Source organism: Streptomyces sp. NBC_00483, assembly GCF_036013745.1.
Classification (GTDB): Bacteria; Actinomycetota; Actinomycetes; order Streptomycetales; family Streptomycetaceae; genus Streptomyces.
The window spans coordinates 4,555,387-4,580,832 of the sequence record NZ_CP107880.1; the positions used below are offsets into that span (position 1 = coordinate 4,555,387).

The 25,446-nt window shown below is 72.0% G+C and carries 22 protein-coding genes; 11 read left to right on the top strand and 11 right to left on the bottom strand.

Annotated elements, in window-relative coordinates:
* Positions 1–28: 28 nt before the first annotated feature.
* The 4 genes from ilvD to OHA73_RS20245 all read right to left on the bottom strand — a co-directional run bounded on the left by ilvD (position 29) and on the right by OHA73_RS20245 (position 4,549).
* A complete protein-coding gene (gene ilvD, locus OHA73_RS20230) occupies positions 29–1,882 on the bottom strand; it encodes a dihydroxy-acid dehydratase (RefSeq protein ID WP_266711283.1) in 1,854 nt (617 codons plus the stop codon).
* A 134-nt stretch (positions 1,883–2,016) separates the two neighbouring features.
* Positions 2,017–2,634, bottom strand: coding sequence for a TetR/AcrR family transcriptional regulator (locus OHA73_RS20235; protein WP_266711284.1), 618 nt, complete (start codon positions 2,632–2,634; stop codon positions 2,017–2,019).
* A complete protein-coding gene (locus OHA73_RS20240) occupies positions 2,631–3,455 on the bottom strand; it encodes a sugar phosphate isomerase/epimerase family protein (protein WP_266711285.1) in 825 nt (274 codons plus the stop codon). Before OHA73_RS20240 ends, OHA73_RS20235 begins: the two co-directional genes overlap by 4 nt.
* A 143-nt stretch (positions 3,456–3,598) precedes the next feature.
* On the bottom strand, positions 3,599–4,549 hold the full coding sequence (locus OHA73_RS20245; RefSeq protein WP_267070081.1) for a Ppx/GppA phosphatase family protein: 951 nt from the start codon (positions 4,547–4,549) through the stop codon (positions 3,599–3,601).
* An 80-nt stretch (positions 4,550–4,629) separates the two neighbouring features.
* On the opposite strand from OHA73_RS20245, the gene OHA73_RS20250 reads away from it, so the two are divergent.
* Positions 4,630–5,511, top strand: a complete 882-nt coding sequence (locus OHA73_RS20250) for a hypothetical protein (protein WP_266711287.1) — start codon at positions 4,630–4,632, stop codon at positions 5,509–5,511.
* A gap of 30 nt (positions 5,512–5,541) precedes the next feature.
* Here the strand turns inward: OHA73_RS20250 and OHA73_RS20255 are convergent, their stop codons facing one another.
* Positions 5,542–7,251 (bottom strand): BACON domain-containing protein, encoded by a 1,710-nt coding sequence (locus OHA73_RS20255; protein WP_327655769.1) that lies wholly within the window; start codon positions 7,249–7,251, stop codon positions 5,542–5,544.
* A gap of 196 nt (positions 7,252–7,447) precedes the next feature.
* Here OHA73_RS20255 and radA point away from each other — a divergent pair, with 196 nt between their 5' ends.
* Entirely contained in the window at positions 7,448–8,854 is a 1,407-nt protein-coding gene (gene radA / locus OHA73_RS20260; protein ID WP_267070079.1) for a DNA repair protein RadA, read from the top strand.
* Positions 8,855–8,946: 92 nt separating this feature from the next.
* Positions 8,947–10,071: a DNA integrity scanning diadenylate cyclase DisA gene (disA, locus tag OHA73_RS20265; protein WP_266711290.1), complete on the top strand. Its 1,125-nt coding sequence runs from the start codon at positions 8,947–8,949 to the stop codon at positions 10,069–10,071.
* Between the two features lie 81 nt (positions 10,072–10,152).
* Here the strand turns inward: disA and OHA73_RS20270 are convergent, their stop codons facing one another.
* Complete coding sequence (locus OHA73_RS20270; RefSeq protein WP_327655770.1) at positions 10,153–10,974, bottom strand: hypothetical protein; 822 nt, start codon at positions 10,972–10,974, stop codon at positions 10,153–10,155.
* A gap of 186 nt (positions 10,975–11,160) precedes the next feature.
* Here OHA73_RS20270 and OHA73_RS20275 point away from each other — a divergent pair, with 186 nt between their 5' ends.
* Complete coding sequence (locus tag OHA73_RS20275; RefSeq protein WP_266711292.1) at positions 11,161–11,826, top strand: phosphatase PAP2 family protein; 666 nt, start codon at positions 11,161–11,163, stop codon at positions 11,824–11,826.
* A 110-nt stretch (positions 11,827–11,936) separates the two neighbouring features.
* Here OHA73_RS20275 and OHA73_RS20280 read toward each other — a convergent pair whose 3' ends face one another.
* On the bottom strand, positions 11,937–12,620 hold the full coding sequence (locus tag OHA73_RS20280; RefSeq protein ID WP_327655771.1) for a response regulator transcription factor: 684 nt from the start codon (positions 12,618–12,620) through the stop codon (positions 11,937–11,939).
* Positions 12,608–14,188, bottom strand: coding sequence for a sensor histidine kinase (locus OHA73_RS20285; protein ID WP_267070077.1), 1,581 nt, complete (start codon positions 14,186–14,188; stop codon positions 12,608–12,610). The genes OHA73_RS20280 and OHA73_RS20285 overlap by 13 nt, the downstream gene beginning before the upstream one ends.
* Positions 14,189–15,860: 1,672 nt before the next feature.
* Here OHA73_RS20285 and OHA73_RS20290 point away from each other — a divergent pair.
* From OHA73_RS20290 to cseC, 5 genes are all read left to right on the top strand, one after another.
* Positions 15,861–16,778 carry an A/G-specific adenine glycosylase gene (locus tag OHA73_RS20290; RefSeq protein ID WP_266711295.1) on the top strand — a complete coding sequence of 306 codons (918 nt, stop codon included), beginning with the start codon at positions 15,861–15,863 and terminating at the stop codon, positions 16,776–16,778.
* Positions 16,779–16,972: 194 nt separating this feature from the next.
* On the top strand, positions 16,973–17,524 hold the full coding sequence (locus OHA73_RS20295) for a SigE family RNA polymerase sigma factor (RefSeq protein ID WP_267070076.1): 552 nt from the start codon (positions 16,973–16,975) through the stop codon (positions 17,522–17,524).
* A 167-nt stretch (positions 17,525–17,691) separates the two neighbouring features.
* On the top strand, positions 17,692–18,327 hold the full coding sequence (locus OHA73_RS20300; RefSeq protein ID WP_327658492.1) for a hypothetical protein: 636 nt from the start codon (positions 17,692–17,694) through the stop codon (positions 18,325–18,327).
* A 33-nt stretch (positions 18,328–18,360) separates the two neighbouring features.
* Entirely contained in the window at positions 18,361–19,089 is a 729-nt protein-coding gene (gene cseB / locus OHA73_RS20305; protein ID WP_266718680.1) for a two-component system response regulator CseB, read from the top strand.
* Positions 19,090–19,112: 23 nt separating this feature from the next.
* Positions 19,113–20,645, top strand: a complete 1,533-nt coding sequence (gene cseC / locus OHA73_RS20310) for a two-component system sensor histidine kinase CseC (RefSeq protein WP_327655772.1) — start codon at positions 19,113–19,115, stop codon at positions 20,643–20,645.
* Between the two features lie 104 nt (positions 20,646–20,749).
* Here cseC and OHA73_RS20315 read toward each other — a convergent pair whose 3' ends face one another.
* Complete coding sequence (locus tag OHA73_RS20315) at positions 20,750–21,331, bottom strand: TetR/AcrR family transcriptional regulator (RefSeq protein WP_327655773.1); 582 nt, start codon at positions 21,329–21,331, stop codon at positions 20,750–20,752.
* Positions 21,332–21,509: 178 nt separating this feature from the next.
* On the opposite strand from OHA73_RS20315, the gene OHA73_RS20320 reads away from it, so the two are divergent.
* Entirely contained in the window at positions 21,510–22,253 is a 744-nt protein-coding gene (locus OHA73_RS20320; protein WP_327655774.1) for an SDR family oxidoreductase, read from the top strand.
* A 73-nt stretch (positions 22,254–22,326) separates the two neighbouring features.
* Here the strand turns inward: OHA73_RS20320 and OHA73_RS20325 are convergent, their stop codons facing one another.
* A complete protein-coding gene (locus tag OHA73_RS20325) occupies positions 22,327–23,931 on the bottom strand; it encodes an MDR family MFS transporter (protein WP_443063101.1) in 1,605 nt (534 codons plus the stop codon).
* A 142-nt stretch (positions 23,932–24,073) separates the two neighbouring features.
* Between OHA73_RS20325 and OHA73_RS20330 the strand changes: the two genes are divergently transcribed.
* Positions 24,074–24,655, top strand: coding sequence for a TetR/AcrR family transcriptional regulator (locus tag OHA73_RS20330; RefSeq protein WP_266711301.1), 582 nt, complete (start codon positions 24,074–24,076; stop codon positions 24,653–24,655).
* Between the two features lie 22 nt (positions 24,656–24,677).
* Here the strand turns inward: OHA73_RS20330 and OHA73_RS20335 are convergent, their stop codons facing one another.
* Positions 24,678–25,385 carry a M23 family metallopeptidase gene (locus tag OHA73_RS20335; protein WP_266711302.1) on the bottom strand — a complete coding sequence of 236 codons (708 nt, stop codon included), beginning with the start codon at positions 25,383–25,385 and terminating at the stop codon, positions 24,678–24,680.
* Between the last annotated feature and the right edge of the window lie 61 nt (positions 25,386–25,446).

Here is a 25,446-nt window from a genome sequence, read left to right on the forward strand (position 1 = left end):
AGACAGGGACTGGCTTCAAAGCCAGGAACTAGCCGAGCTGCGACACGTCGCGGACCGCGCCCTTGTCGGCGCTGGTGGCCATCGCGGCGTACGCGCGCAGAGCGGCCGAGACCTTGCGCTCGCGGGCCTTGGGAGCGTAGACGCCGCCGAGCGCCTCGCGCCGCGCGGCCAACTCCTCGTCGCTCACGAGGAGTTCGATGCCACGGTTCGGGATGTCGATGCGCACGCGGTCGCCGTCCTCGACGAGCGCGATGACGCCACCGGCGGCGGCCTCGGGCGAGGCGTGGCCGATGGACAGGCCCGACGTACCGCCGGAGAAGCGGCCGTCCGTGACGAGCGCGCAGGCCTTGCCGAGGCCGCGGCCCTTCAGGTACGAGGTCGGGTAGAGCATCTCCTGCATGCCGGGGCCGCCCTTGGGGCCCTCGTAGCGGATGACGACGACGTCGCCCTCCTTGACCTGCTTGAGCAGGATCTTCTCGACGGCCTCCTCCTGCGACTCGCAGACGACGGCCGGGCCCTCGAAGGTCCAGATGGACTCGTCGACACCGGCGGTCTTCACGACGCAGCCGTCCTCGGCGAGGTTGCCCTTCAGGACGGCGAGGCCGCCGTCCTTCGAGTACGCGTGGGCGACATCGTGGATGCAGCCGCCCGCCGCGTCGGTGTCGAGGGTGTCCCAGCGCTCGGACTGCGAGAAGGCCTCGGCGGAGCGCTTGCAGCCGGGGGCCGCGTGCCACAGCTCGTTCGCCTCGTCGGAGGCCGAACCGCTGCGGATGTCCCAGGTGTCCAGCCATTCCTTGACGGAGGCGGAGTGGACGGTGTTGACGTCCTCGTTGAGGAGACCGCCGCGGTACAGCTCGCCGAGGATCGCGGGGATGCCGCCGGCGCGGTGCACGTCCTCCATGTAGTACGTCCTGGAGCCCGCGACGTTCGGCGCGACCTTGGCCAGGCACGGGACGCGGCGCGAGACCGCGTTGATGTGGTCGAGGTTGTAGTCGACCTCGGCCTCCTTGGCGGCGGCCAGGAGGTGCAGGATCGTGTTCGTGGAGCCGCCCATCGCGATGTCCAGCGCCATCGCGTTCTCGAACGCGGCGTGGGTGGCGATGTTGCGCGGCAGGACGGAGTCGTCGTCCTCGCCGTAGTAGCGGTTCGCCAGCTCGACGACCGTGGCGCCCGCGCGCTCGTACAGGCCCTTGCGGGCGGTGTGCGTGGCGAGCACCGAGCCGTTGCCCGGCAGGGCGAGGCCGATGGCCTCGGCGAGGCAGTTCATCGAGTTGGCGGTGAACATGCCGGAACACGAACCGCAGGTCGGGCAGGCGTTCTCCTCGATGCGGAGGATGTCCTCGTCCGACACCTTCTCGTTCACGGCCTCGGACATCGCGTCGACCAGGTCGAGCGTGCGGACCGTGCCGTCGACGAGGGTCGCCCGGCCGGACTCCATCGGGCCGCCCGAGACGAAGATCGTCGGGATGTTGAGGCGGAGCGCCGCCATCAGCATGCCGGGGGTGATCTTGTCGCAGTTGGAGATGCAGATCAGCGCGTCCGCGCAGTGCGCCTCGACCATGTACTCGACCGAGTCGGCGATCAGGTCGCGCGAGGGCAGCGAGTACAGCATGCCGCCGTGGCCCATCGCGATGCCGTCGTCGACGGCGATCGTGTTGAACTCGCGGGCGATGCCGCCCGCCTCGCGGATCGCGTCGCTCACGATGCGGCCGACGGGCGCCAGGTGCGTGTGCCCCGGCACGAACTCGGTGAACGAGTTGGCGACGGCGATGATCGGCTTCCGGCCGATGTCCGCACCGGGTACACCGGAGGCGCGCATAAGGGCGCGGGCGCCCGCCATGTTGCGGCCGTGGGTGACTGTGCGGGACCTCAGCTCGGGCATCGTCGCTCGCTCCTTCAGAGGGATAAAAAATCTGTCTCCCGAGCCTACGCCGCCGATCCAAGCGCTGGACAGGGTGTCCGCATAACGGGATGACTGTCTCACTGAGTGCTCACGGGCCGGTCAGTACGGGGTGCTCACGGCCCGGTCAGATGGCCCTGCACCACGGGGGCGATCCGCCCGATGACCCACTCCGCGTCCGCGGACGCCAGCGGCTCCACCTTGATCACGTAGCGGAGCATCGCCATTCCCACGAGCTGCGCGGCCGCCAGCGACGCCCGCAGCTCGGCCTCGCCCTCCGGCAGGTCGAGCCGCTGGGCGATCCGTGCGAGCAGCTGCGAGGCGACGAGTCCCCGGAAGACGCCCGCGGCCACCTCGTTGTTCAGCGCGGACCGCACGATGGCGAGCAGCGGCGCCCGGGTCGCGGGCGCGTCCCACACACCGAAGAAGAAGCGGGTCATGCGCTCGCCGACCCCGTCCAGGGGCCCGTCCGCCAGGGCCGCGGGGGCCTCCAGGGCCGGTGCGAGGACCATCTCGATCGACGCGGCGAACACCTGCTCCTTGGTGCCGAAGTAGTGGTGCACCAGGGCCGAGTCCACGCCGGCGGCCTTGGCGATGCCGCGCACCGACGCCTTGTCGTAGCCGCGCTCGGCGAATTCCTCGCGGGCCACGTCCAGGATCCGCTCCCGCATGCCCGGACCGGCGTCCTGCTGCGCGCGCGGGGGCCGGCCCCGGCGGCGCACCGGCTCGGTCATGAACGCGGGACCCGCGCGGCCGACGCCAGGTGCAGGCGCGCGAAGGCGAGGGCCTCCGCCAGATCGGCCTCGCGTTCGGCGCTGGACATGGCGCGCCGCGTATTGACCTCGATGACGACGTGCCCGTCGAATCCGTTCACGGCGAGGCGGTCCAGGAGTTCGGCGCAGGGCTGCGTGCCGCGGCCGGGGACGAGGTGCTCGTCCTTGCCCGATCCACCGCCGTCGGCGAGGTGGACGTGGCCGAGACGGTCGCCCATGCGGTCGATCATCTGCATCGCGTCGGTGCGCGCCGTCGCGGTGTGGCTGAGGTCGACCGTGAAGTGCCGGTAGTCGTCCTTGGTGACGTCCCAGTCGGGGGCGTACGCGAGCATTTCGCGGTCCCGGTAGCGCCACGGGTACATGTTTTCGACGGCGAAGCGCACATCCGTTTCGCCCGCCATCCGCCAGATGCCTTGGACGAAGTCCCGTGCGTACTGGCGCTGCCAGCGGAACGGGGGGTGTACGACCACGGTCGACGCCCCGAGCTTCTCCGCGGCGGCCCGCGCGCGCTGCAGCTTCACCCACGGGTCCGTCGACCACACGCGCTGCGTGATCAGCAGACATGGCGCGTGAACGGCGAGGATCGGGATGCGGTGGTAGTCGGAGAGGCGGCGCAAAGCCTCTATGTCCTGGCTGACGGGGTCGGTCCAGACCATGACCTCGACACCGTCGTAGCCCAGGCGCGCGGCGATCTCGAAGGCCGTCGCCGTCGACTCCGGGTAGACGGAGGCCGTGGAGAGCGCGACCTTCGCATCCGGGATGCGCACCACTGGTTCTGCCACGGGGACAGGGTACGGCCCCCGTGGCGGGGCGGGGGCGCCCACCCGGATGATCACGTTGTCCGGGCCCTGGCGCCCGCCCGATCCCACGTCTCGGGGCTCCGCCCCGGACCCCGCTCCTCAATCGCCGGAGGGGCTGAAAATGCTCAATCGCCGGCCGGGCCCGAGTCTGTCGGCATGTGGTCCAGGCGGCGGAGGATGACGCCCTCGCGGAGGGCCCAGGGGCAGATTTCGAGGGTTTCGACGCCGAAGAGGTCCATCGCGCCCTCCGCGACCAGCGCTCCGGCGAGCAGCTGGCCCGCTCGGCCCTCGGAGACTCCCGGTAGTTCGGAGCGTTCCTGCACGGTCATCGCGGCGAGCTGCGGCACCCAGTCCTCCAGGGACTTCCGCTTCAACTCCCGCTGTACGTAGAGGCCTTCCGCCGACCGGGCCGCCCCGGCGAGGCGTGCGAGTTGCTTGAACGTCTTCGATGTGGCCACCACGTGGTCCGGCGCCCCGAACCGGGCGAACTCCCCCACCGTGCGCGCGATCTGCGCCCGCGCATGGCGTCGCAGCGCCTTCACGTCGTCCGGATCCGCCGGGTCCCCCGGCAGCCAGCCGGCCGTCAACCGGCCCGCACCGAGCGGCAGCGACACCATGGCGTCCGGGTCCTCGTCCAGGCCGTACGCGATCTCCAGCGAGCCGCCGCCGATGTCGAGCACCAGCAACTTCCCCGCGGACCAGCCGAACCAGCGCCGCGCCGCAAGGAACGTGAGCCGTGCCTCTTCCTCGCCGCTGAGCACCCGTAGTTCGACGCCTGTGGCGTCCTTGACGCGCGCGAGGACGTCGTCGGCGTTGCTGGCCTCGCGCACCGCCGATGTCGCGAACGGCAGCAGGTCCTCGACGCCCTTGTCCTCGGCGGCCTCCAGGGCCTCTCTGACCGTCCCGACCAGCAGGTCCACGCCGTCCTGCCCGATCGCCCCGCGGTCGTCGAGGAGTTGGGCGAGCCGCAGTTCGGCCTTGTGCGAGTGCGCGGGCAGCGGGCGGGCGCCGGGGTGTGCGTCCACCACCAGTAGATGGACCGTATTCGAACCCACGTCGAGGACACCGAGTCTCATGTAGGGAACGCTACTGCTCTGTACGGCGTGCCCGTCCAGGAAGGTCCTGTAGAAGGCGGCAACGCCTTTACTCTGGAACGGTGCCAAAGACGAAAAAGGCCAAGGCCGACAAGAGCGACAAGAAGACGAAGTCGGCAAAGCAGGAGCTGAAGAAGCAGAAGGACCAGCAGAAGGACCTCCAGAAGCAACCGAAGCAGCGGGCCAAGGCGGACGAGAAGCCCATCGACTTCCCGCGCGCGTGGGTCGAGTTCCCTGATCCGGCGGACGACGAGCAGATCTTCCGCTGCGATCTGACATGGCTGACCTCTCGTTGGAGCTGCATCTTCGGCAGCGGCTGCCAGGGCATCCAGGCGGGCCGCGCCGACGACGGCTGCTGCACGCTCGGCGCCCACTTCTCCGACGAGGACGACGAGAAGCGGGTGGCGGAGAACGTGGCACGCCTCACGCCGGACATCTGGCAGCACCACGACATCGGCACCGAGACCGGCTGGGTGTCGACGGACGAGGACGGGGAGCGTCAGACCCGTCCGTACGAGGGCTCGTGCATCTTCCAGAACCGGCCGGGCTTCAAGGGCGGCGCGGGCTGCTCGCTGCACATCCTGGCGCTCAAGGAGGGCCGCGAGCCCCTGGAGACGAAGCCGGACGTCTGCTGGCAGCTCCCGGTCCGCCGTACGTACGAGTGGATCGAGCGGCCCGACGACACCAAGGTGCTCCAGGTCTCGATCGGCGAGTACGACCGCCGTGGCTGGGGTCCGGGCGGCCATGACCTGCACTGGTGGTGCACGTCGGCGACCTCGGCGCACGGCGCGGGCGACCCGGTCTACGTCAGCTACGGGCCCGAGCTCACCGAGCTGATGGGCAAGGACGGCTACGACAAGCTGGTCGAGCTGTGCGAGGAGCGCCTCGCGGCCGCGCCCAAGGGCCTCCCGCTCATCGCCCCGCACCCGGCCGACCCGGCGTAACTCACACATCCGACAGTCCCGGAGCGGACGTCAGGGGGTCCCCGACGGCGAGCCCGTCCCGGACCCCCCGGTCCCGGAGGGCGACCCCGGGTCGGACGGGGGCGCCGTGTCGGAGGGCTCGGGGTCGCTCGGGCTCGGCGTCGAGCTCCCGGTCGGATCCGGCGTCGGGTCGGGCGAGGAGTGCGTCGGCGTGGGCGTCGGCCTCGGGTGGTTCGGGGACGGCGGGACGGAGTGGGGCGGCGAGGGCCGCGACGTGCCGCCGCCACCTCCACCGGAGCCGGAACCCCCGTACCCCTCAAGGGAGATGACCGCCCCGGAGGGGTCGATCCCGACGTGCGCCGTCCAGTGCCCGCGCGGCTCCCGGTACTCGTTCACGTACACGTGGATGGTGAGCGACTCGCCGGGGCGCAGCGTGCCCGAGGCCTGGCTCAGGTACAGCCATGACGCGTCCGTGGAAGCGGTCCAGTCGACGGGCGTGCGGCCCGAGGCGGTGAGCGTGATCGCCGTCGAGTTCCCGCTGGGCTGCGCCTCCACGGTGATGCGGCCGGGGCCGCGCCCCGCGCGCGTGGGCGGCGATGTGACCTCTACGGAGACGTCGGGCGAGCGGCTGCCCGCGGTGAAGCTCGGGTCGGGGCTCGTCCGCGCGTTCCCCGCGTTCTCGTACGCGCCGCCGGTCCGCTCGCCGTCGAGGCTGTCGGCCGTGCCGTCCTCGCTGGCCGTCACGGAGCGGCCGTCCGCGGCCTCGCCGGTCAGCGGCGCACCCCGGTAGGCGGCCCACAGGGCGAGCACCGGGGCGGCGACCACGGTGGCGACCACGGTCGTCGTCACGGCACGCGAGCGCAGCCGGTCGCGGCGGGCCGCCCGGTCCTTGGGGTCCATCGGGTAGCCGCGCCGGTCGAAGCGCGGGGCGCCCGGGGGCCGGCCGTGCATCGCGTGGTGCAGGGCCGCCCGTGGGGCCTCCACCAGGGGCAGCGCGGCCGGTGTCACCGTGGTGCCCGGCCAGGCGCGGGGCGCGGCGCGCTCGGCGGTGCGGCGGCAGCGCGGGCAGTCGTCGACGTGCCGGACCAGCTCGCGGCGCAGGGCGGCCGAGAGGAGCACCTGGTTGTCCCCCGTGAGGCGGGCGACGCTGGGGCAGGTGCCGGTCTCGACGACGGCGAGGGCGGCGCGGGTCCGCTCGACCTCGCAGGCCGCGGCCGAGAGCAGCTCGCGGGTGGCGGTGGGGTCGGTGCCGAGGACGGCGGCGACCTCGCGCGGCGACAACTGGTGGCGCACGGCCAGCTCCAGGGCCTCGCGCTGCTCCGGGGTCGTGCCCGCGGCTTCCGGCCAGGCGAGCTGGGCGAGCTGCCGCCTGCGCTCCTCCTGGAGGAGACCGTCCTGGGTCTGGGTCCTGCCGCCCTCCTGCGCGCTCTGACGCCGCCGATTGGCCTCGGCCAGACGGCGCAGGCAGGACCAGCGGGCCAGCGCGTAGAGCCAGGCCCTGCGCTCGGCCGGCGAGTCACCGGCAGGGGCGCGGGAGCCGCGCCGCTCGGCGAGCGCGAGGGCGTCGCCGAGCGCCGAGGTCGCCTCGTCGTGATCGCAGAGCACGGAGAGGCAGTAGGTGAACAGGCCGTCCAGACAGGACTCGTAGCGGGCGGGCGGGCGCTGCGGGGCGGTGCGCGGCTCCTGCCGCCTCGCCCCGGTGCGGTGCGCCCGGTGTGCGCCGGTGGTCTGTGTGGGAGTTTCCGGCCTGCTGCTCATCACCGTGCGACCGTAGGCGCACCACGCGGGGGCTTCCTCCCCCTTGAGCACATTTAATCCTTACGGGTGAAACGATCCCTCAAAAGAGGACAGGAACCCGTCATTCCGTGGCCAGCGCGGCTACGCGGGGCGACTTCGCGGCGGTAGGACCATGGGCCGCGCCCGCCCGTTGTCAGTCCTGCCCGCTACGGTTTCGTTCATGGCTGCCCGTACGAAATCCAAGGACCGTCCGTCCTACCGCTGCACGGAATGCGGCTGGCAGACGGCCAAGTGGCTGGGCCGCTGCCCCGAGTGCCAGGCGTGGGGGACGATCGACGAGTACGGCGCGCCCACCGTGCGCACCACCTCACCGGGCCGCGTCACCACGTCGGCGCTGCCCATCGGCCAGGTCGACGGCAAGCAGGCGACGGCCAGGACCACCGGCGTGCCCGAGCTCGACCGGGTGCTCGGCGGCGGCCTGGTGCCCGGCGCCGTGGTGCTGGTCGCGGGCGAGCCGGGCGTCGGCAAGTCCACGCTGCTGCTCGACGTGGCGGCCAAGGCGGCCAGTGACGAGCACAAGACCCTCTACGTGACGGGCGAGGAGTCGGCCTCCCAGGTCCGCCTGCGCGCCGACCGGATCCACGCGATCGACGACCACCTGTACCTGGCCGCCGAGACCGATCTGTCCACCGTCCTCGGCCACTTGGACGCGGTGAAGCCGTCGCTGCTGATCCTGGACTCCGTACAGACGATCGCGTCCGGGGAGATCGACGGGGCGCCCGGTGGGGTGTCGCAGGTGCGCGAGGTCGCGGGCGCGCTCATCCGCGCCTCCAAGGAGCGCGGCATGTCCACGCTCCTCGTCGGCCACGTCACGAAGGAAGGCACGATCGCGGGCCCTCGCCTCCTGGAGCACCTGGTGGACGTCGTCCTCAGCTTCGAGGGCGACCGGCACGCGCGCCTGCGCCTCGTACGCGGCGTCAAGAACCGCTACGGGACGACGGACGAGGTCGGCTGCTTCGAGCTGCACGACGAGGGCATCACGGGCCTCGCCGACCCCAGCGGCCTGTTCCTGACCCGGCGCGCCGAGCCGGTGCCCGGCACCTGTCTGACCGTCACCCTGGAGGGCCGCCGCCCGCTGGTCGCGGAGGTCCAGGCGCTCACCGTGGACTCCCAGATCCCCTCGCCCCGCCGCACCACGTCCGGCCTGGAGACCTCCCGCGTCTCGATGATGCTGGCCGTGCTCGAACAGCGCGGGAAGATCAGCGCGTTGGGCAAGAGGGACATCTACTCCGCGACGGTCGGCGGCGTGAAGCTGACCGAGCCCTCGGCCGACCTGGCCGTGGCGCTCGCCCTCGCCTCCGCCGCGAGCGACACCCCGCTCCCCAAGAACCTTGTGGCGATCGGAGAAGTAGGCCTCGCGGGCGAGGTCAGGCGGGTCACGGGCGTGCAGCGCCGGCTCGCCGAGGCGCACCGGCTCGGGTTCACACACGCGCTCGTTCCGTCCGATCCGGGAAAGGTCCCGGCCGGTATGAAGGTCCTGGAAGTCGCCGATATAGGGGACGCTCTGCGGGTGCTGCCGAAGGGTCGTCGGCGAGAGGCCCCACGGGAGCCGGAGCAGCGCCGGTAGACTTTGCCCTGGTCTCGCCCGTGCGTGCGAACGCGAGGGACGAAGACCCCGAGCCCCAGGGCACCCCAAAGTCTGCGATCCGGAGGAGTGCAGTGGCAGCCAATGACCGGGCGGCAACTCCCGGCAAGTCCGGCGGAAGCTCCGGTGCGGACAGTCTGATGCGCGCCGCGCTGAGTGCCGTCGCGCCCGGAACCGCCCTGCGCGACGGCCTGGAGCGCATCCTCCGCGGCAACACCGGAGGCCTCATCGTCCTCGGCTCCGACAAGACGGTCGAGTCGATGTGCACGGGCGGCTTCATCCTCGACGTGGAGTTCACGGCCACGCGCCTGCGCGAGCTGTGCAAGCTCGACGGCGGCATCGTCGTCTCCTCGAACCTCGACAAGATCCTGCGGGCCGGCGTCCAGTTGGTGCCGGACCCCACGATCCCCACGGAGGAGACCGGCACCCGGCACCGCACGGCGGACCGGGTCTCCAAGCAGGTCGGCTACACCGTCGTCTCGGTCTCCCAGTCGATGCGCCTGATCGCCCTGTACGTGGACGGGCAGCGCCGCGTCCTGGAGGACTCGGCGGCGATCCTGTCCCGGGCCAACCAGGCCCTCGCGACCCTGGAGCGCTACAAGCTGCGCCTCGACGAGGTGGCGGGCACGCTCTCCGCCCTGGAGATCGAGGACCTGGTCACGGTCCGGGACGTCTCGGCGGTCGCGCAGCGCCTGGAGATGGTGCGCCGCATCGCGACCGAGATCGCCGAGTACGTCGTCGAGTTGGGCACGGACGGCCGGCTTCTGGCGCTGCAGCTCGACGAGTTGATCGCGGGCGTCGAGCCGGAGCGCGAGCTGGTCGCGCGGGACTACGTGCCCGAGCCCACCGCCAAGCGTTCCCGCACGGTCCCGGAGGCGCTGGTCGAGCTGGACGCGCTCAGCCACGCGGAACTGCTCGAACTGCCGATAGTGGCACGGGCCCTGGGCTACACCGGCTCACCCGAGGCGCTCGACTCGGCGGTGTCCCCGCGCGGGTTCCGGCTCCTGGCCAAGGTGCCGCGCCTCCCTGGCGCCATCATCGACCGCCTCGTGGAGCACTTCGGCGGCCTGCAGAAGTTGCTGGCCGCGAGCGTGGACGACCTGCAGACGGTCGACGGGGTCGGCGAGGCGCGGGCGCGGAGCGTGCGGGAGGGCCTGTCGCGGTTGGCGGAGTCGTCGATCCTCGAGCGGTACGTGTAGCCCTGTACAGCCCCGCCGGCGTTTGAGGCGCGGGGTCCGGGGCAGAGCCCCGAGACGCCGCGCCGGAGGGGCTTGAGTGGCTCAGTCCTTCTTAAGGACGAACGACGTCTGCGCCGCGGGCAGTTGCGCCGCCTTCACCTCGACCAGGTAGGTCCCCGGCCCCGCCACTCCCGCCGAAGGCGTCGCGCACTGCGGCTCGCTCGGCCGCAGATCCCACGTGTAGTCCCGCTGCACCGTGCCGCCCGCGGGGGCCCGCAGCACCATGCCGCCCGCCCCGGCCGGGCAGTCGTCGGAGGACCAGAACGGCTTGTCGGCCTCCGCCTTGGTGATCGTGACCACCGCGGTCTTCGGCCCGAGGTCGACCTTGCAGGACTTGTCCGCCGTGTTCTTGGCGACGAGTTGGAGCTTCGGCTTGTCCCCGGGCGCGTACGAGTTGTGGACGCTGCGCACCTTCAGGGTCACGCCGCCCGCCGTGCAGTCCGGGAGGCTGGAGCCGGCCGGGACCTGGTCCCCGGAGGACGTACCCCCGCTGCCATTGCCACTGCCGCTGCCGCCGCCGTCACCGGAGTCGCCGCCCGCGGCATCGTCCGAACCACCGGACCCCGCACCCGAACCACCGGAACCCGAGCCCGAGCCGCCGGAGCCGCCGGAACCGCCCGACTCGTCGCGTCCGCCGGGGTGTTCGCTGATCGCGGGTCCCGTGCCGGAGGGGCCCGGCGTGATGGACTCCGTCGGACTCTTGCCGCCTGAGCCGTTGGCGCCGTTGTTCCCGCCGCCACCGCCCAAGGTGACGATCCAGACGATCAGCAGCGCGAGCAGCGCCACCACGGACAGCAGAACAGCCCTCCGTCGCCAATAGATGGAGGAGGGGAGCGGCCCGATCGGATTGCGCAGAGATCCCACGGCTCAAACCTTACGAGAGATCGGGCCGTTGTCCGGTGCTACCCGCCGCCTCGCACACCAAGTTTTCCGGATCATCATCACGCGCACGCCGCCGAACGGGTTCCGGGACCCCTGTCGATCGTCAGGTGGGGCCCGGGACCATCGCTGGATGTGACAAGCCTTGGGTATTGCATACTGTCCGTCACCATGGGAACCATCGACTCCGACCTGTATCGCGGCATCACCGATTTCGCCCACGACACCCCTTCGTGGTTTCAGCACCTCATGGAGGTGTGGACGGAACTGGGTCTGCTGCTGTTCGCCGTGCTCTTCGTCGTCGCCTGGTGGCGGGCGCGGGCCAACGACCCGAAGGCCTTCGCCGTCGCGGTGCTCGCACCGCTGGCCACCGCGGTCGCGTATGTGATCAGCGAGGTGGTCAAGTCGGGGATCGACGAGGAGCGGCCCTGCCGCGCCGTCTCGGGCGCCCTGCCGTCCCTGATCGACTGCCCGGTCTACGGAGACTGGTCCTTCCCCTCCAACCACGCCACGATCGCCGCGGCCGCGGCCGTGGGCCTCGCGCTGGCCTGGCCGAAGGTGGGCTGGTTCACGGTGCCGATGGCGCTCCTCATGGCGTTCTCGCGCGTCTTCGTGGGCGTGCACTACCCGCACGACGTCGCGGTGGGCCTGCTGCTCGGCACGCTGGTCGCGTTCCTCGTCGTACGCCTTCTGACGCGGCCGGGAGCGCGGGTGACCGAGGCGATGCGGGGGTCCGGGAACGGGCTCGTGCGGTGGTTCGCCGGGCCGGGGCCCGCCGGGGCCGGGTACGGCTCGACGCCCGACGGCCGCTCGCGGCGCGGCGCGCACCGGCGCTGAACCTTCTGCTGACGTGGGCTGGACCTTCTGCTGATGTAGGCGGGTCCCGACGCCTGTCCGGGTCGGGACCCGCCTAAGTCGGCAGCCCCGCCCGCATCATCAGTCCCGCCCTACGTCAGCAGTCCCGCCTCGTACGCCACGATGGCCGCCTGCACGCGGTTCTTGACCTCGAGGCGCTCCAGGACCGCGCTGACGTACGCCTTCACCGTCCCCTCCACGAGGTGCAGCCGGTCGGCGATCTCCGGGTTCGACAGGCCCGCGCCGACCAGGCCGAGCACCTCGCGCTCGCGCGGGGTGAGCGCCGCGACGCGCTGCCGGGCGGCGGCCTCGCGGGTCAGCCGCCTGCCGCCGAGCCCGTCGATGACATGCCGGGCCACCTTCGGCGACAGGAACGCGGCGCCGTCCGCCACCGCCCGTACGCCCGCCATCAGTTCGTGCGGATCACCGGACTTGAGCAGGAAGCCGGTCGCGCCGCCGCCGAGTGCCCGCGCCACGTACGCGTCCTCGGAGAACGTGGTCAGCATCGCCGCGGCCGTGCCGGGCACCGTCGCCGTGATCTCCTCCGCCGCCGCGAGGCCGTCCAGGCGCGGCATGCGGATGTCGAGGAGCGCCACATCCGGGCGGTGGGCCTGGGCGAGGCGCACGGCCTCCCGCCCGTCGGCGGCCTCCGCGACGATCTCGAAGTCGCCGCCCGCCGCAAGGATCGCGCCGACGCCGGCCCGGATCATCGCCTCGTCGTCAGCGAGCAGCACCCTGATCCGTCTGCCGGCGCCCGGTTCGCTCAGCGCGCCCATTCACGCTCCTCTTCCTTCACTTGGTCGGCGGTGCCCGCCTTCGGGATCACCGCCTTGTCTACGAGGGTGTGCGCCGTGTCGTCGGCGAAGCAGAGTCTGAAGTGCTCGACGGACACGAACAGTTCACCGCTCGCCCGGTAGTAGCGGCAGTCCGCGTGCGCCGGGGGCGGCGTGGGCGCGCGCTCGACGGGCGGGTCGCTGATCGTGCGCTCGGGCAGCCGCGACTCGACGTCGGCGAGGGGCGCGCCGACACGCAGCTGCGCGTACGCCTGCGGGGTGAGGACGGCGTGCGTCTTCGTGTACGCGTACCAGGTGAACGCCCCGCCGATCAGGACGGTTCCCGCGACCGCGGCCGCTCCGAAGGCCAGGCCCACGCGGCGTCTGGCGGTGCGGCGGGCGTGCCCGAAACCGGCGTCGACGTCGACGGGGGTGCCGCCGAGCGGGGCGCCGGGCGCGGGAAGGCGGGCGCTCACCCGGAAGCCGCCGTCGTGCGGGCCGGCGTCGAAGCTGCCGCCGAGCGCGGTGATCCGGGCCCGCAGGCCGAGCAGTCCGGTGCCGCTGCCGGACGGCGCGGCGGGCGCGTCCGCCGGGCGGGCGTTGGTGACGGTGACGGTCGTGGCGGTGTCGTCCTGCCGCGCCTCTACGGTGACGGGGGCGCCCGGCGCGTACTTGGCGGCGTTGGTCAGGGCTTCTTGGACGACGCGGTAGACGGTGCGGTCTTCGGTGCCGGTGCCGGGGGCGCTCACCAGGTGCACCGGGAGGCCCGATTCGGCGGCCCGGTCGACGAGTTCCGCGACGGTCTCGCCGGGTGGGGCGAGCGGGGCCTGCTCGTCGTCCTCCTCGCGCAGCAGGCCGATGATTCCGTGCAGCCGGTCGGTGGCGTCGGAGGCGGCGGAGCGCAGGTCGGCGGCGGCGTCGCGGTGCTGGTCGGCGAGGCCGGGGGCGACCTGGAGGGCGCCGGCGCGCAGCGCGATGAGGCTGAGTTCATGGCCCAGGGAGTCGTGCATGTCCTGCGCGATCCGGGCCCGTTCGCGCAGCCGGGCGCGGTCCGCGACGATCCGGTGCTCGCGCTCCAACTGCTCGGCCCTGGCCCAGCCGGCGGCGGTCAGTTCGCCGCTCTGCCGCCAGTACCGCCCGATGAGCCAGGGGAAGACGGCGCCGAACAGCAACGTCCCCATGAGCACCAGCCACTCGGCGGCCGGGTCGACCTGCCGGATGCCGATCTTGACGGTGCCGGCGACGGCGAGCGCCCCGAAGGCGAGGAGCGAGGGACGTACGGCCGGTGACCGCAGCCCCATGAGGTACGCGAAGACGGCGAGCGCGCCCCCGTACGAGAGTGTGAACAGGGACGACGCGACGGCGAGGCCCGGGGCGGCCGCGAGCAGGAAGGCGGTGGCGGGGAGCCGACGGTGCAGCGCGGTGGCGGCGCCGAGCGCGGCGATCCCGGTGAGCTGCTGCCAGGTGCTGTCCGGTTCGTGCAGATGCAGCCACTCGACGGCGAGCACCGGGACGGCGAGCGCGCCCCAGAGCGACAGCTCGACCAGCAAGGTACGTCGTCGATCCTCCACGCCCCGACGCTACAAGCGAGCCGGTCCCCGCCACCCCTGCCGATCGTCAGGTCCCCCCGACCACCTTCGGCGAACCTGATCGTCAGATCCCCGACCACCTTCGGCGGACCGCCCCACGCTGCGGCTCCGCCCAGACCACGCCCAAATCCCCCACGGACCATTCGCCGCGCCATCCAGCTCCGTACGATCCCCCATCAGCCGCACCTCACCGCCGGTCGCGACCGACCCCACTTCGGACGACCTACCGCCAGCCACACGGCCGACGCCGCCCCGCCTTGGGCGACCTGTCGCCGGGCGCGGATGCCCACCCGAGCTTGACGCCTCGGGGCTCCGCCCCGGCCCCCGCTGCTCAATCGCCGCAGGGGCTTGAATTACCCACCCGGCGCGGGGCTTGAGGTGCCGCCACCGCCTTGGTGCCGCCCCGCCGCGAGGCTTGAGGGCCGCCACCGCCGGGGCGCCTGAAATGCCGCCACCGCCGCGGGGCTTGAAGGGCCGTCGCCGCCGTGGCGCTTGAAATGCCCGCCGTTGGCCCGCCCCTCTCCCACCCACCCGCCCCCTCCGGGGGCGTCGGCTCGACGGGATACGGGCAGCCGCCGCCCCGCCACAAGTAAGTGACCGCAAGGACGTCTCACCCACCCGCGACGGCGGACCGCCCCCACCTTGGACAATCCGCCGCCCACCACGACTCCCCACCCCTGGCGGTCGACGCCGTCCCCGCCTTGGGCGAACCCCCGCCAGCCGCGGCTCCCCGCCCGTTGCGGTCGACGCTGTCCCGCCTTGAACGAACCTCGCCGGCCGCGGCTCCCCGCCCGTTGCGGTCTGCGCTGCCCCGCCTTGGGCAATCTGCCGCCTGGGGCGGCAGGGTGGGCAAGGCGGCACCCCGGTGCCGCGCACCCAACACCACAGGCGCCGACCCCGGCACAGCAGCCGGGCCCCGGGGAGGCCGAAGCCCCCGGAGGGGCGGGCGAGTGGGAGATGAGCCGGCGGGCGCAGCCTGAACGGGACGGGCCGCGCTTCGCAGCCGAGAGGGCCGACCACGGCAAAGTCCCGGTGCCGCGTGCCCCTCACGGCAGGCCCCCGCCCCGGCGCAGCAACCGGGCCCCGGGCGGGCCGGTGGGAGATAAGCGGGCACCGGCACAGCCGGACAAGGACGGGCTATGCGCGCTCCTCACATCGGCGCCTACCCCGGCAAAGATGCGGGCCCGGTGCCGCGAACACCTCACGACGGGCCCCACCCCAGCACAGCTACCGGATCCCCGAGGGGGCCGAAGCCCCCGGAGGGGGCGGGCGGGTGGGAGATGACCGGGCACCGGCGCAGCCGGGCAGGGATCGGTGCCCGCGCGGCCGAACGCAGGGGCGCCCACCCCGGCAAAGCTCCGGACCCCGGTACCGCGCACCCAGCACCACAGACCTCGCCCCCGGCGCAGCCGGAGAGGGGCCGGTGCAGCGCGCCGATCGCATGGACGTCGACCCCGGCAAAGCCCCGGACCCCAGTGCCGCGCACCGATCGCATGAGCGTCGACCCCGGCAAAGCCCCAGACCCCGGCACCGCACACCGAACACATCGGCGCCCACCCCCGCGCCCCCCGCACCACAGACCCCAACCCCACCCCCGCACAACACCCCACGCTCCCCCGCCCCGGCCCCCGTACATGGCAGGATCGGAGATGCCATGACTGCGCTCACGAAGAACTCCGAGAACGCCGCGACCGCCGCGACCGCCGATCTCCACGCACCGGTCATCGACTGGTTCACCGAGCACGCCCGCGACCTCCCCTGGCGCCGCCGCGACGCGGGCCCGTGGGGCGTGATGGTCAGCGAGTTCATGCTCCAGCAGACCCCCGTCAACCGCGTGCTCCCGGTGTACGAGCAGTGGCTCGCCCGCTGGCCCCGCCCCGCCGACCTCGCCGCGGAGGCCCCCGGTGAGGCCGTCCGCGCCTGGGGCCGGCTCGGCTACCCGCGCCGCGCCCTGCGCCTGCACGGCGCCGCCGTCGCCATAACGGAACGCCACGGCGGCGACGTACCCACCGGCCACGCGCAGCTCCTCGCGCTGCCCGGCATCGGCGAGTACACGGCGGCCGCCGTCGCCTCGTTCGCGTACGGCCAGCGGCACGCGGTGCTCGACACGAACGTGCGGCGGGTGTTCGCCCGCGCCGTCGCCGGCGTGCAGTACCCGCCGAACGCGACGACCGCCGCCGAGCGGAAGCTGGCCCGCGCGCTGCTGCCCGAGGAGGAGGACACCGCCGCCAAGTGGGCCGCCGCCTCCATGGAGTTGGGCGCTCTGGTGTGCACCGCCAAGAACGAGGAGTGCCACCGCTGCCCGATCGCCGCGATGTGCGCGTGGCGGCTCTCCGGGAAGCCCGCGCACGAGGGCCCGCCGCGCCGCGGCCAGACGTACGCGGGCACGGACCGCCAGGTCCGCGGCAAGCTGCTCGCCGTGCTGCGGGACGCCGTCGCCCCGGTGCCGCAGGCCGCGCTCGACCGCGTGTGGGACGAGCCGGTGCAGCGGGCCAGGGCCCTGGACGGCCTGGTCGACGACGGTTTGGTGGAGCCGCTCGCGGGCGGCCTCTACCGGCTTCCGCAAGGCTGAGCCGGGCGCGGAGACCCACACGGCCGACGCGGAGACCCACACGGCCCCCTTCGTTACACAACCGACGGGTAGTCGTGCGTTCGCCGCTGGCCGGAACGGACAACGCCGTGACAACTCCTCCGTAACTTCTTCCTCGTAACCGCACACGACCTGTGCGGACCACGGGGATTGCGGGAAGCGGGAGGCAGTTGATCATGGCGCATGCCGGTGAGGTGCTCGGGTTCGAAGAGTACGTGCGGACGCGGCAGGACGCTCTGCTGCGCAGCGCCCGGCGTCTCGTGCCCGACCCGGTCGACGCCCAGGACCTGCTGCAGACCGCGCTCGTGCGGACGTACGGGCGGTGGGACGGCATAGCGGACAAGCGCCTGGCCGACGCGTATCTGCGCCGGGTCATGATCAACACGCGGACCGAGTGGTGGCGGGCGCGCAAGCTGGAGGAAGTGCCCACCGAGCAGCTGCCCGAGTCCTCGATCGACGACTCGACGGAGCAGCACGCGGACCGCGCCCTGCTGATGGACGTCATGAAGGTGCTGGCTCCGAAGCAGCGCAGCGTCGTGGTGCTGCGACACTGGGAGCAGATGTCCACAGAGGAGACGGCCGCCGCTCTCGGAATGTCGGCCGGAACCGTGAAGAGCACGCTGCACCGGGCCCTCGCCCGGCTCCGTGAGGAGCTGGAGAAGCGGGAGCGCGAGGAACTGGCCGGCCGCGCGCTCGAACGTGAGGAGCGGGAGCGTTGCGCGGCCTAGGCATACGTGCCTCTGGGATTCGTACGTCCCTGATGCGGGGGCGATCCGCCTTGATGCGGAGGCTTTCCGCCCTGATCCGGGGTCTTTCCAACGTGATACGGGGACGTTCCGTCGTGACGCGGGAGCGATCCGCCGTGACGCAGGAGCGTTCCGCCCTGAAGCGGGGCATGAAGGCGGGGGGCGCGGCGATCGCCGGGCTCGCCGCCCTCGGGCTGTTCGCCGGGGGCCTCGCGGCATGCTCGACCGGAGGCACCGGCGCCCGTGACGAGGGCCCCGCCCGCACGGACCCGGTCGGGTCGACGGCGGCGGGCAACGCGAGCCCCTCGGCCTCCGCCTCACCGAGCGCCCCGAGCACCACCCAAGCGGTGCGGCTGGTCAAGCAGGACCCGAAGGTGAGCGCGGACATCAAGCGTGACCTGAAGCCGTGCGTGGCGGACGAGTACCCGGTCGACGTGAGCTACGGAACGCTGACGGGCAGCTCCCGCAGCGACGTCGTGGTCAACGTGATGACCTGCGGAGACGCGGTCGGCATCGGCACGTACGTGTATCGCGACGAGGGCGGCACGTACAAGAATGTCTTCAGGGACGAGGAGCCCCCGGTGTACGCGGAGATCGACCGGGGTGATCTCGTGGTAACCAAGCAGGTGTACGAAAAGGGTGACTCGGTCGCCTCACCGTCGGGCGAGGAGATCCTCACGTACCGATGGAGCGGCCACGGATTCGCCCAGGAGAGCCGCACGCACAACGATTACAGCAACGCGGTGGACGGGGCGAGCCCCGCGCCTTCGGACGACGGCGGCTGAGACACGTGGTGGAGGAGAGAACGGATGGCCGGCATGGGCGGTGAACGCAAGGGCGAGCCGACGCACGTCCTGTTCGTCGAGGACGACGACGTCATCCGCGAGGCCACCCAGCTGGCCCTGGAGCGCGACGGTTTCGTGGTCACCGCGATGCCGGACGGGCTCGCGGGCCTGGAGGCGTTCCGGTCGAACCGGCCGGACATCGCGCTGCTCGACGTGATGGTGCCGGGGCTGGACGGGGTCTCCCTGTGCCGCCGCATCCGCGACGAGTCGACGGTTCCGGTGATCATGCTCTCCGCGCGCGCGGACTCCATCGACGTCGTGCTCGGCCTGGAGGCCGGGGCCGACGACTACGTGACGAAGCCGTTCGACGGGGCGGTGCTCGTGGCCAGGATCCGCGCCGTGCTGCGTCGCTTCGGGCACGCGGGCGGCGCCGCGGCCGCCTCCGGTGCGGCCGAGGAGAGCCTCGCGCCCGACCACGGGGCGCTGCGCTTCGGCGACCTGGAGATCGATACGGACGGCATGGAGGTCCGCAAGGGCGGGGAGCCGGTGGCCCTGACGCCCACCGAGATGCGCCTGCTGCTCGAGTTCTCCTCCGCGCCCGGCTCCGTACTGTCCCGCGACAAGCTCCTGGAGCGGGTGTGGGACTACGGCTGGGGCGGCGACACCCGCGTCGTCGACGTCCATGTGCAGCGGCTGCGTACGAAGATCGGCCAGGACCGGATCGAGACGGTCCGCGGCTTCGGCTACAAGCTCAAGGCCTGACCGGGCTGATGGGACTTGCGCGTATGAGGAAGGGCACCACGGGGACCGGGTCGGAGACCAAGTCGGCGACTTCCGCTTCGGCGTCTACCGCGTCGGCGACTTCCGCTTCGGCGTCCGCCGTCCCGGCGCCGCGCGTCACGGGTACGTCGGGTGCCACTGGCGCCACGGATGCCGCGAAGAAGCCGGCCGCCGCCGGAACATCGGCCGGCGCCCGGAAATCCGCCCGCTCCTGGATCCCGCACGGCCTGCGCACCGGCGTGCGCTGGAAGATCAGCGTCGCCATCGCCTTCGTGGGCGCACTCGTCGCCGTCGCGCTCAGCCTCGTCGTGCACAACGCGGCCCGCGTCTCGATGCTGGACAACGCGCGGGACGTGCAGGACGAGCGGATCCAGTTCGTGCAGCGGCAGTACGAGGCGCGCGGCGGCAATCTGCCCGTCGGCTTCAAGGTGGACGACCCGGCGCTCCCGCCCGACCTGCGCGCGAAGGCCCGCGAGGGCCGCCGTGTCACCTACGTGTCGGAGTCGGCCAGCGGCGTCCCCGACATCTGGGCCGCGGTCCCGCTCAGCAACGGCGGGATCCTCTCGGTGCACACCCGGTTCGCCGACCGCAGCGCCACCGTGATGAAGGACCTCGACAAGGCGCTGCTCATCGGTTCGATCTCCGTTGTGCTCGGCGGCAGCGCGCTCGGCGTCCTCATCGGCGGCCAGCTCTCCCGCCGGCTGCGCAAGGCGGCGAGCGCGGCCCGCGATGTCGCGGCCGGCCAGAGCGACGTCCGCGTCCGCCGCGCCATCGGCGGTGTCGTACTCGACGAGACGGACGATCTCGCGCAGGCCGTCGACGCGATGGCCGACGCCCTGAAGCAGCGCCTGGAGGCCGAGCGCCGGGTCACCGCCGACATCGCGCACGAGCTGCGCACACCGGTCACCGGGCTGCTCACCGCCGCCGAACTGCTGCCTCCCGGGCGGCCCAGCGAACTCGTCAAGGACCGCGCGCAGGCGATGCGTACGCTCGTCGAGGACGTCCTGGAAGTGGCCCGGCTCGACAGCGCCGCCGAGCGGGCCGAGCTGCAGGACATCATGCTCGGCGAGTTCGTGGACCGCCGGATCGCGGCCCGCGCGGGCGACGGCGTCACCGTCCGGGTGATCCACGAGTCCGAGGTGACGACGGACCCGCGCCGCCTGGAGCGCATCCTCCTCAACCTGCTGGCCAACGCCTCCAAGCACGCCCGCCCACCCATCGAGGTCAGCGTCGAGGGCCGGGTGCTCCGGGTGCGCGACCACGGCCCCGGTTTCCCGGAGGAGCTCCTGGAGGAAGGGCCGAGCCGCTTCCGCACCGGCGCCGCCGACCGCGCGGGCCACGGCCACGGCCTGGGCCTGACGATCGCGGCGGGCCAGGCCCGGGTGCTCGGCGCCCGCCTCACGTTCCGCAACATCCGCCCGCAGGGAGCGGACCACGACGCCCCCGCCGAGGGCGCCGTGGCAGTGCTGTGGCTCCCGGAACACGCACCGACGAACACGGGAAGCTTCCCGATGGTGCGCCTGCCGGGCGGCAAGTGAGCCCCGGCTCCGGCCGGCTCTCCCCGCTCTCCCCTGTCGTACGCACGTGAGCCCCCGCCCCGACCGGCTCTCCCACGTCGTACGCACATGAGCCCCCGCCCCGGTCAACTCCCCTGTCGTACAAGGGAGTCCGCGAGCCGTACCGCCTCCGCCTCGCCCAACGGCGCGTGCCCCAGCAGGAATCGGTACCAGAAGACTCCGTAGACCTGGTCCACCATCAGCTCCACGTCGCAGTCGTCCGCCAGCTCGCCGCGCTCCCGCCCCCGCTCCAGTACCTCGCGCAGCGCCGCCCGCCGCGCCCCCGTGAACTCCCGCACCAGGTCCGCCAGATGAGGATCGTTCGCGGCCTCGCGTACGAGCGTGCGCAGGGCCGGGGCGACCGGGTCCCGCTGGGCCCCCGCGAACGTCGCGGCGACCACCGCCCGCAGGTCCCCGCGCAGCGCGCCGGAGTCGGGAGCGGGCACCTCCGCGTCGGCGCGGTCCGTGAGCGCGTCGAGGAGCACCGCACCCTTCGAGGGCCACCACCGGTACAGCGTCTGCTTGCCGACGCCGGCCTCCTTCGCGATGGCGTCCACGCTCACCGCCGCGCCGTCCGCGTCCGCGAGCAGCCGCAGGGCGGCGTCGAGGACGGCGCGGCGCGCCTCCTCGTTGCGCCGGCGTCCGGTGTGGGCGCGCTCTGGGGGCATGCGACTCACCTTCTCCGTACGAGATACGAGATACGAGATACGAGATACGGGAGTTCCGGCGGCCTTTCCGCCGGAAACCTCTTGACGAGACTGACAGTCTCGGCAACACTCACTCTATCGAGACCGACGGTCTCGTCAACCACCCAGGGAACTCCGGGACCAAGAGGACAGGGTCACCATGACTGCTGCAACACCCTCCGGCACACCCACCCACACCGTCGTCATGGGCGGCAGCTCCGGCATCGGCGAGGCCACCGCCGCGCTGTTCGCCGCACAGGGCGCCGAGGTCACCATCACCGGCCGCGATCGGGCCAAGCTCGACGAGGCGGCCGCGCGGATCGGCGGCAAGACCATCACGTACCGCATGGACGCCACCGATCAGGGCGACATCGAGGCCTTCTTCGCCACCACGGCGCCCGTGGACCACCTCGTCGTCGCGGTGAGCGGCGCGGCGGGCAGCGGCCCGTTCGCCGACCTGGACCTCGACGACCTGGCGCACGGCTTCGACGCCAAGTTCTGGCCCCACCTGCGCATCCTGAAGGCGGCGCTGCCGCGGCTGACCGAGCACGCGTCGATCACCCTCATCACGGCGGCCTCTGCCCGCGCGGCCTTCCCCGGCACCTCGGGCCTGGCCGCGATCAACGGCGCGCTGGAGGCGATGATCCCGCCGCTCGCCGTCGAGCTCGCCCCGCGCCGGATCAACGCCGTATCGCCCGGCGTCATCGACACCCCTTGGTGGGGCCGGGTCCCCGAGGAGCAGCGCAAGGAGCTGTTCGCGGGGCTCGCGGCGACCACGCCTGTGGGCCGCGTCGGCCGCCCCGAGGAAGTGGCGCAGGCCATCAACTCCCTTGCCATGAACGGGTTCCTCACCGGCGTGGTCCTGGACTGCACCGGCGGGGCGAACCTGCCGACCGGCCGCTGAACCGCACCCCACGACAGAGCGGTCCCCGGCGCCGTAGGGCACCGGGGACCGCTCGAACCGATCGGAGCCGGGGTCAGCCGGACTTCACCGCGGCCTCATCACTCGGCACGGCGTCCTCGGGGCCGGGAGTCGGCGCCGCGCCTCGCAGTACGACCTCCTTGACGAAGACCGCCGCGAGCAGCGAGCCGAGGGCCACCACGGAGCCCAGCAGGAACGCGGAGTGCGTGCCGGAGGAGACCGCGAACTGGTAGGCCTCCCGCGCCTGTTCCGGCAGCTTCGCCAGGCTTGCCGCGTCCAGCTGCGCCGACTGCTCGGTGACCTTCCCGCCGAGCGCCCCGGCCTTCTCCGCCATGACGTCCTGCACCCGGTTGTTGAACAGCGCGCCCATGATGGCGACGCCGAACGACGAGCCGAGGGTCCGGAACAGGGTGGTGGACGAGGACGCGACGCCCATGTCCTTCATCTCGACGCTGTTCTGCGCGACCAGCATCGTGATCTGCATCAGGCAGCCCATCCCGGCGCCGAGCACGGCCATGTAGAGCCCGGACGTGAACCGCGAGGTCTGGGTGTCCATCTGCGCGAGCAGGAACAGGCCGGTGATCATCAGGATGCTGCCCGCCACCGGGAACACCTTGTACTTGCCGGTGTTGGTGGTGACCCGGCCCGCGATCAGCGAGACGACCATCATCGCGAGCAGCATCGGAAGCAGCAGCAGACCGGAGTTGGTCGCGGACGCGCCCTGTACGGACTGCTGGTACAGCGGCAGGAAGAGCACCGCGCCGAACATCACGAAGCCGGTGATGAAGCCGATCACGGACATCAGCGTGAAGTTGCGGTTGCGGAAGATGTGCAGCGGCACGATCGGCTCGGAGGCCCTGGTCTGCGAGAACACGAACCCGACGAGCGCGGCGACGCCGATCCCGATCAGCTCCATGATCACGGCGGAGTTCCAGGCGTACTCGCTCCCGCCCCACGTGGTCACGAGCACGATCGAGGTGATGCCGACGGTGAGCAGCGCGGCGCCCAGATAGTCGATGGACCCCCCGGACCGCTTCTTCGGCAGATGCAGCACGGCGGTGATCGCCACGAGGGCGAGGATGCCGAGCGGCACGTTGATGTAGAAGGCCCAGCGCCAGCCGAGGTGGTCGGTGAGGGTGCCGCCGACGAGCGGCCCGCCGATCATGGCGAGCGCCATCACGCCGGCCATCATGCCCTGGTACTTGCCCCGCTCACGGGGCGGAATCAGATCGCCGATGATGGCCATGACCCCGACCATCAGACCACCGGCGCCGAGGCCCTGAATGGCTCGGAAGCCGATCAGCTGTCCCATGTCCTGGGCCATTCCGCTGAGCACGGAGCCGAGCAGGAAGATCACGATGGAGGTCAGGAAGGCGCCCTTCCTGCCGTACATGTCGCCGATCTTCCCCCAGAGCGGCGTGGAGGCGGCGGTCGCGAGCGTGTACGCGGTGACGACCCACGACAAGTGCTCGAGCCCGCCCAGCTCGCCGACGATGGTGGGCATCGCGGTGCCCACGATCATGTTGTCGAGCATGGCCAGCAACATGGCGAGCATCAGCGCGAGCAGCACGACGCGTACGCTGCGCGGCTGTTTCACCGACGACTGATCCGATCGATCCGATTGATCCGCTGTCGCGGGCTGTGCCGCCGCCTGTGTCATGGTCCCCACTCCCCCTGCGTCACCCGGGACTTACTTGTCGCCCGGCTAGTTACCTACAATGGGGAAAGTAGAGCGCCAACTAGCCGGGCGTCAAGTAAGTTTTTTCCCAAGGGCTCGACAAGGGCACGAGAGGCAGCAACCGATGGTCACGGGCAGCAGTAAGCCGCAGCAGCGCCGCGGGGACACCCGCCAGCGCATTCAGGACGTGACCTTGGAGCTCATCGCCGAGCAGGGCTACGAGAAGACGTCGCTGCGGGAGATCTCCGAGCGCCTCGGTGTGACGAAGGCCGCGCTCTACTACCACTTCAAGACCAAGGAAGACATCGTCGTCAGTCTGTTCACGGACCTGATGAGGCCGATCGACGACGTGATCGCGTGGGCCGCCGAACAGCCGTCGACGCTGGAGGCCAAGCTCGAGATCCTCGGCCACTACTCGGAGGCGCTGGCCCACGCCGCCCCGCTCTTCCGCTTCATGCAGGAGAACCAGGCGACGATGCGCGAGCTGAGCATCGGCGAGAACTTCAAGGAGCGGATGACGTCACTCCTCGACCATCTGCTCCCCGAGCACGTCACGCTGACCGACCGGGTCCGCTGCTTCAGCGCGCTGTTCTCGATGCACGCCGGAATGTTCGTCCTCAAAGACGTCGAAGGCGACCCCGAGGAGAAGCGCAAGGCCATCCTCGAGGTCGCCTCCGACCTGGTCACCCGGGCCCATCAGAGCTGACGGGCCGGTGCGGTAAGCGTCGTCAGACGCTCACGCCCTCCTTCTTCAGGAAGGAGACGGGGTTGACCGCCGAGCCGTAGTCCGCCGTCGTGCGGATCTCGAAGTGCAGGTGCGGGCCGCTGGAGTTGCCGGTGTCGCCGGACAGCGCGATGTGGTCGCCCGTGCCGACCGTGTCGCCGACCTTCACGTCGATCTTCGACAGGTGCGCGTACTGCGAGTACGTGCCGTCGCTGTGCTTGATGACGATGGCGTTGCCGTACGCGGCGCCGTCACCGGCGCCGTTGCCGCCGGCCTTGACGACGGTGCCGCCGTGCACGGCGGAGACATCGGTGCCGACGGGCACGGCGAAGTCCTGGCCGGAGTGGTGACCGCTGGCCCACATGGCGCCGCCCTGCGAGTAACCGGCGGAGAGCTCGTAGTCCTTGACCGGGTCGATCCAGGACTTGGCCTTCTTCTCCTCGGCCGCCTTCTTCTTGGCCTCGGCGGCCTTCTTCTTCGCCTCGGCCTCCTTCTTCGCCTTCGCGGCGTTGTCGGCGGCCTTGGCCTGGGCGGTGGCCTGGGCCTCGACGGAGGAGGAGGCGATACCGGGGAGGGCGGTGGCGTCTGCGGAGTCGGCGACCGCGGCCCCGGTCCCGAGCAGCGCCGACACTCCGAATCCGGCGGCCACGACGGCGGCACGCTTGCGGAGCATCGACGTACCGGGGCGGTGGGACTGGGTGCGCTTCGACATATGGGCAGACCTCTCGAACTGGGACATGAAGGGGCCCGGCGCACTGCCTCGTGCTGCCGGG

Coding starts and splice junctions, on each gene's coding strand:
- cseB (WP_266718680.1), top strand. CDS start 18,361: ATGGGCGGTGAACGCAAGGGCGAGCCGACGCACGTCCTGTTCGTCGAG.
- OHA73_RS20320 (WP_327655774.1), top strand. CDS start 21,510: ATGACTGCTGCAACACCCTCCGGCACACCCACCCACACCGTCGTCATG.
- OHA73_RS20325 (WP_443063101.1), bottom strand. CDS start 23,931: ATGACACAGGCGGCGGCACAGCCCGCGACAGCGGATCAATCGGATCGA.
- OHA73_RS20300 (WP_327658492.1), top strand. CDS start 17,692: ATGAAGGCGGGGGGCGCGGCGATCGCCGGGCTCGCCGCCCTCGGGCTG.
- OHA73_RS20245 (WP_267070081.1), bottom strand. CDS start 4,549: ATGAGACTCGGTGTCCTCGACGTGGGTTCGAATACGGTCCATCTACTG.
- OHA73_RS20290 (WP_266711295.1), top strand. CDS start 15,861: ATGACTGCGCTCACGAAGAACTCCGAGAACGCCGCGACCGCCGCGACC.
- OHA73_RS20235 (WP_266711284.1), bottom strand. CDS start 2,634: ATGACCGAGCCGGTGCGCCGCCGGGGCCGGCCCCCGCGCGCGCAGCAG.
- OHA73_RS20335 (WP_266711302.1), bottom strand. CDS start 25,385: ATGTCGAAGCGCACCCAGTCCCACCGCCCCGGTACGTCGATGCTCCGC.
- OHA73_RS20330 (WP_266711301.1), top strand. CDS start 24,074: ATGGTCACGGGCAGCAGTAAGCCGCAGCAGCGCCGCGGGGACACCCGC.
- OHA73_RS20295 (WP_267070076.1), top strand. CDS start 16,973: ATGGCGCATGCCGGTGAGGTGCTCGGGTTCGAAGAGTACGTGCGGACG.
- cseC (WP_327655772.1), top strand. CDS start 19,113: ATGAGGAAGGGCACCACGGGGACCGGGTCGGAGACCAAGTCGGCGACT.
- OHA73_RS20280 (WP_327655771.1), bottom strand. CDS start 12,620: ATGGGCGCGCTGAGCGAACCGGGCGCCGGCAGACGGATCAGGGTGCTG.
- radA (WP_267070079.1), top strand. CDS start 7,448: ATGGCTGCCCGTACGAAATCCAAGGACCGTCCGTCCTACCGCTGCACG.
- OHA73_RS20275 (WP_266711292.1), top strand. CDS start 11,161: ATGGGAACCATCGACTCCGACCTGTATCGCGGCATCACCGATTTCGCC.
- OHA73_RS20315 (WP_327655773.1), bottom strand. CDS start 21,331: ATGCCCCCAGAGCGCGCCCACACCGGACGCCGGCGCAACGAGGAGGCG.
- ilvD (WP_266711283.1), bottom strand. CDS start 1,882: ATGCCCGAGCTGAGGTCCCGCACAGTCACCCACGGCCGCAACATGGCG.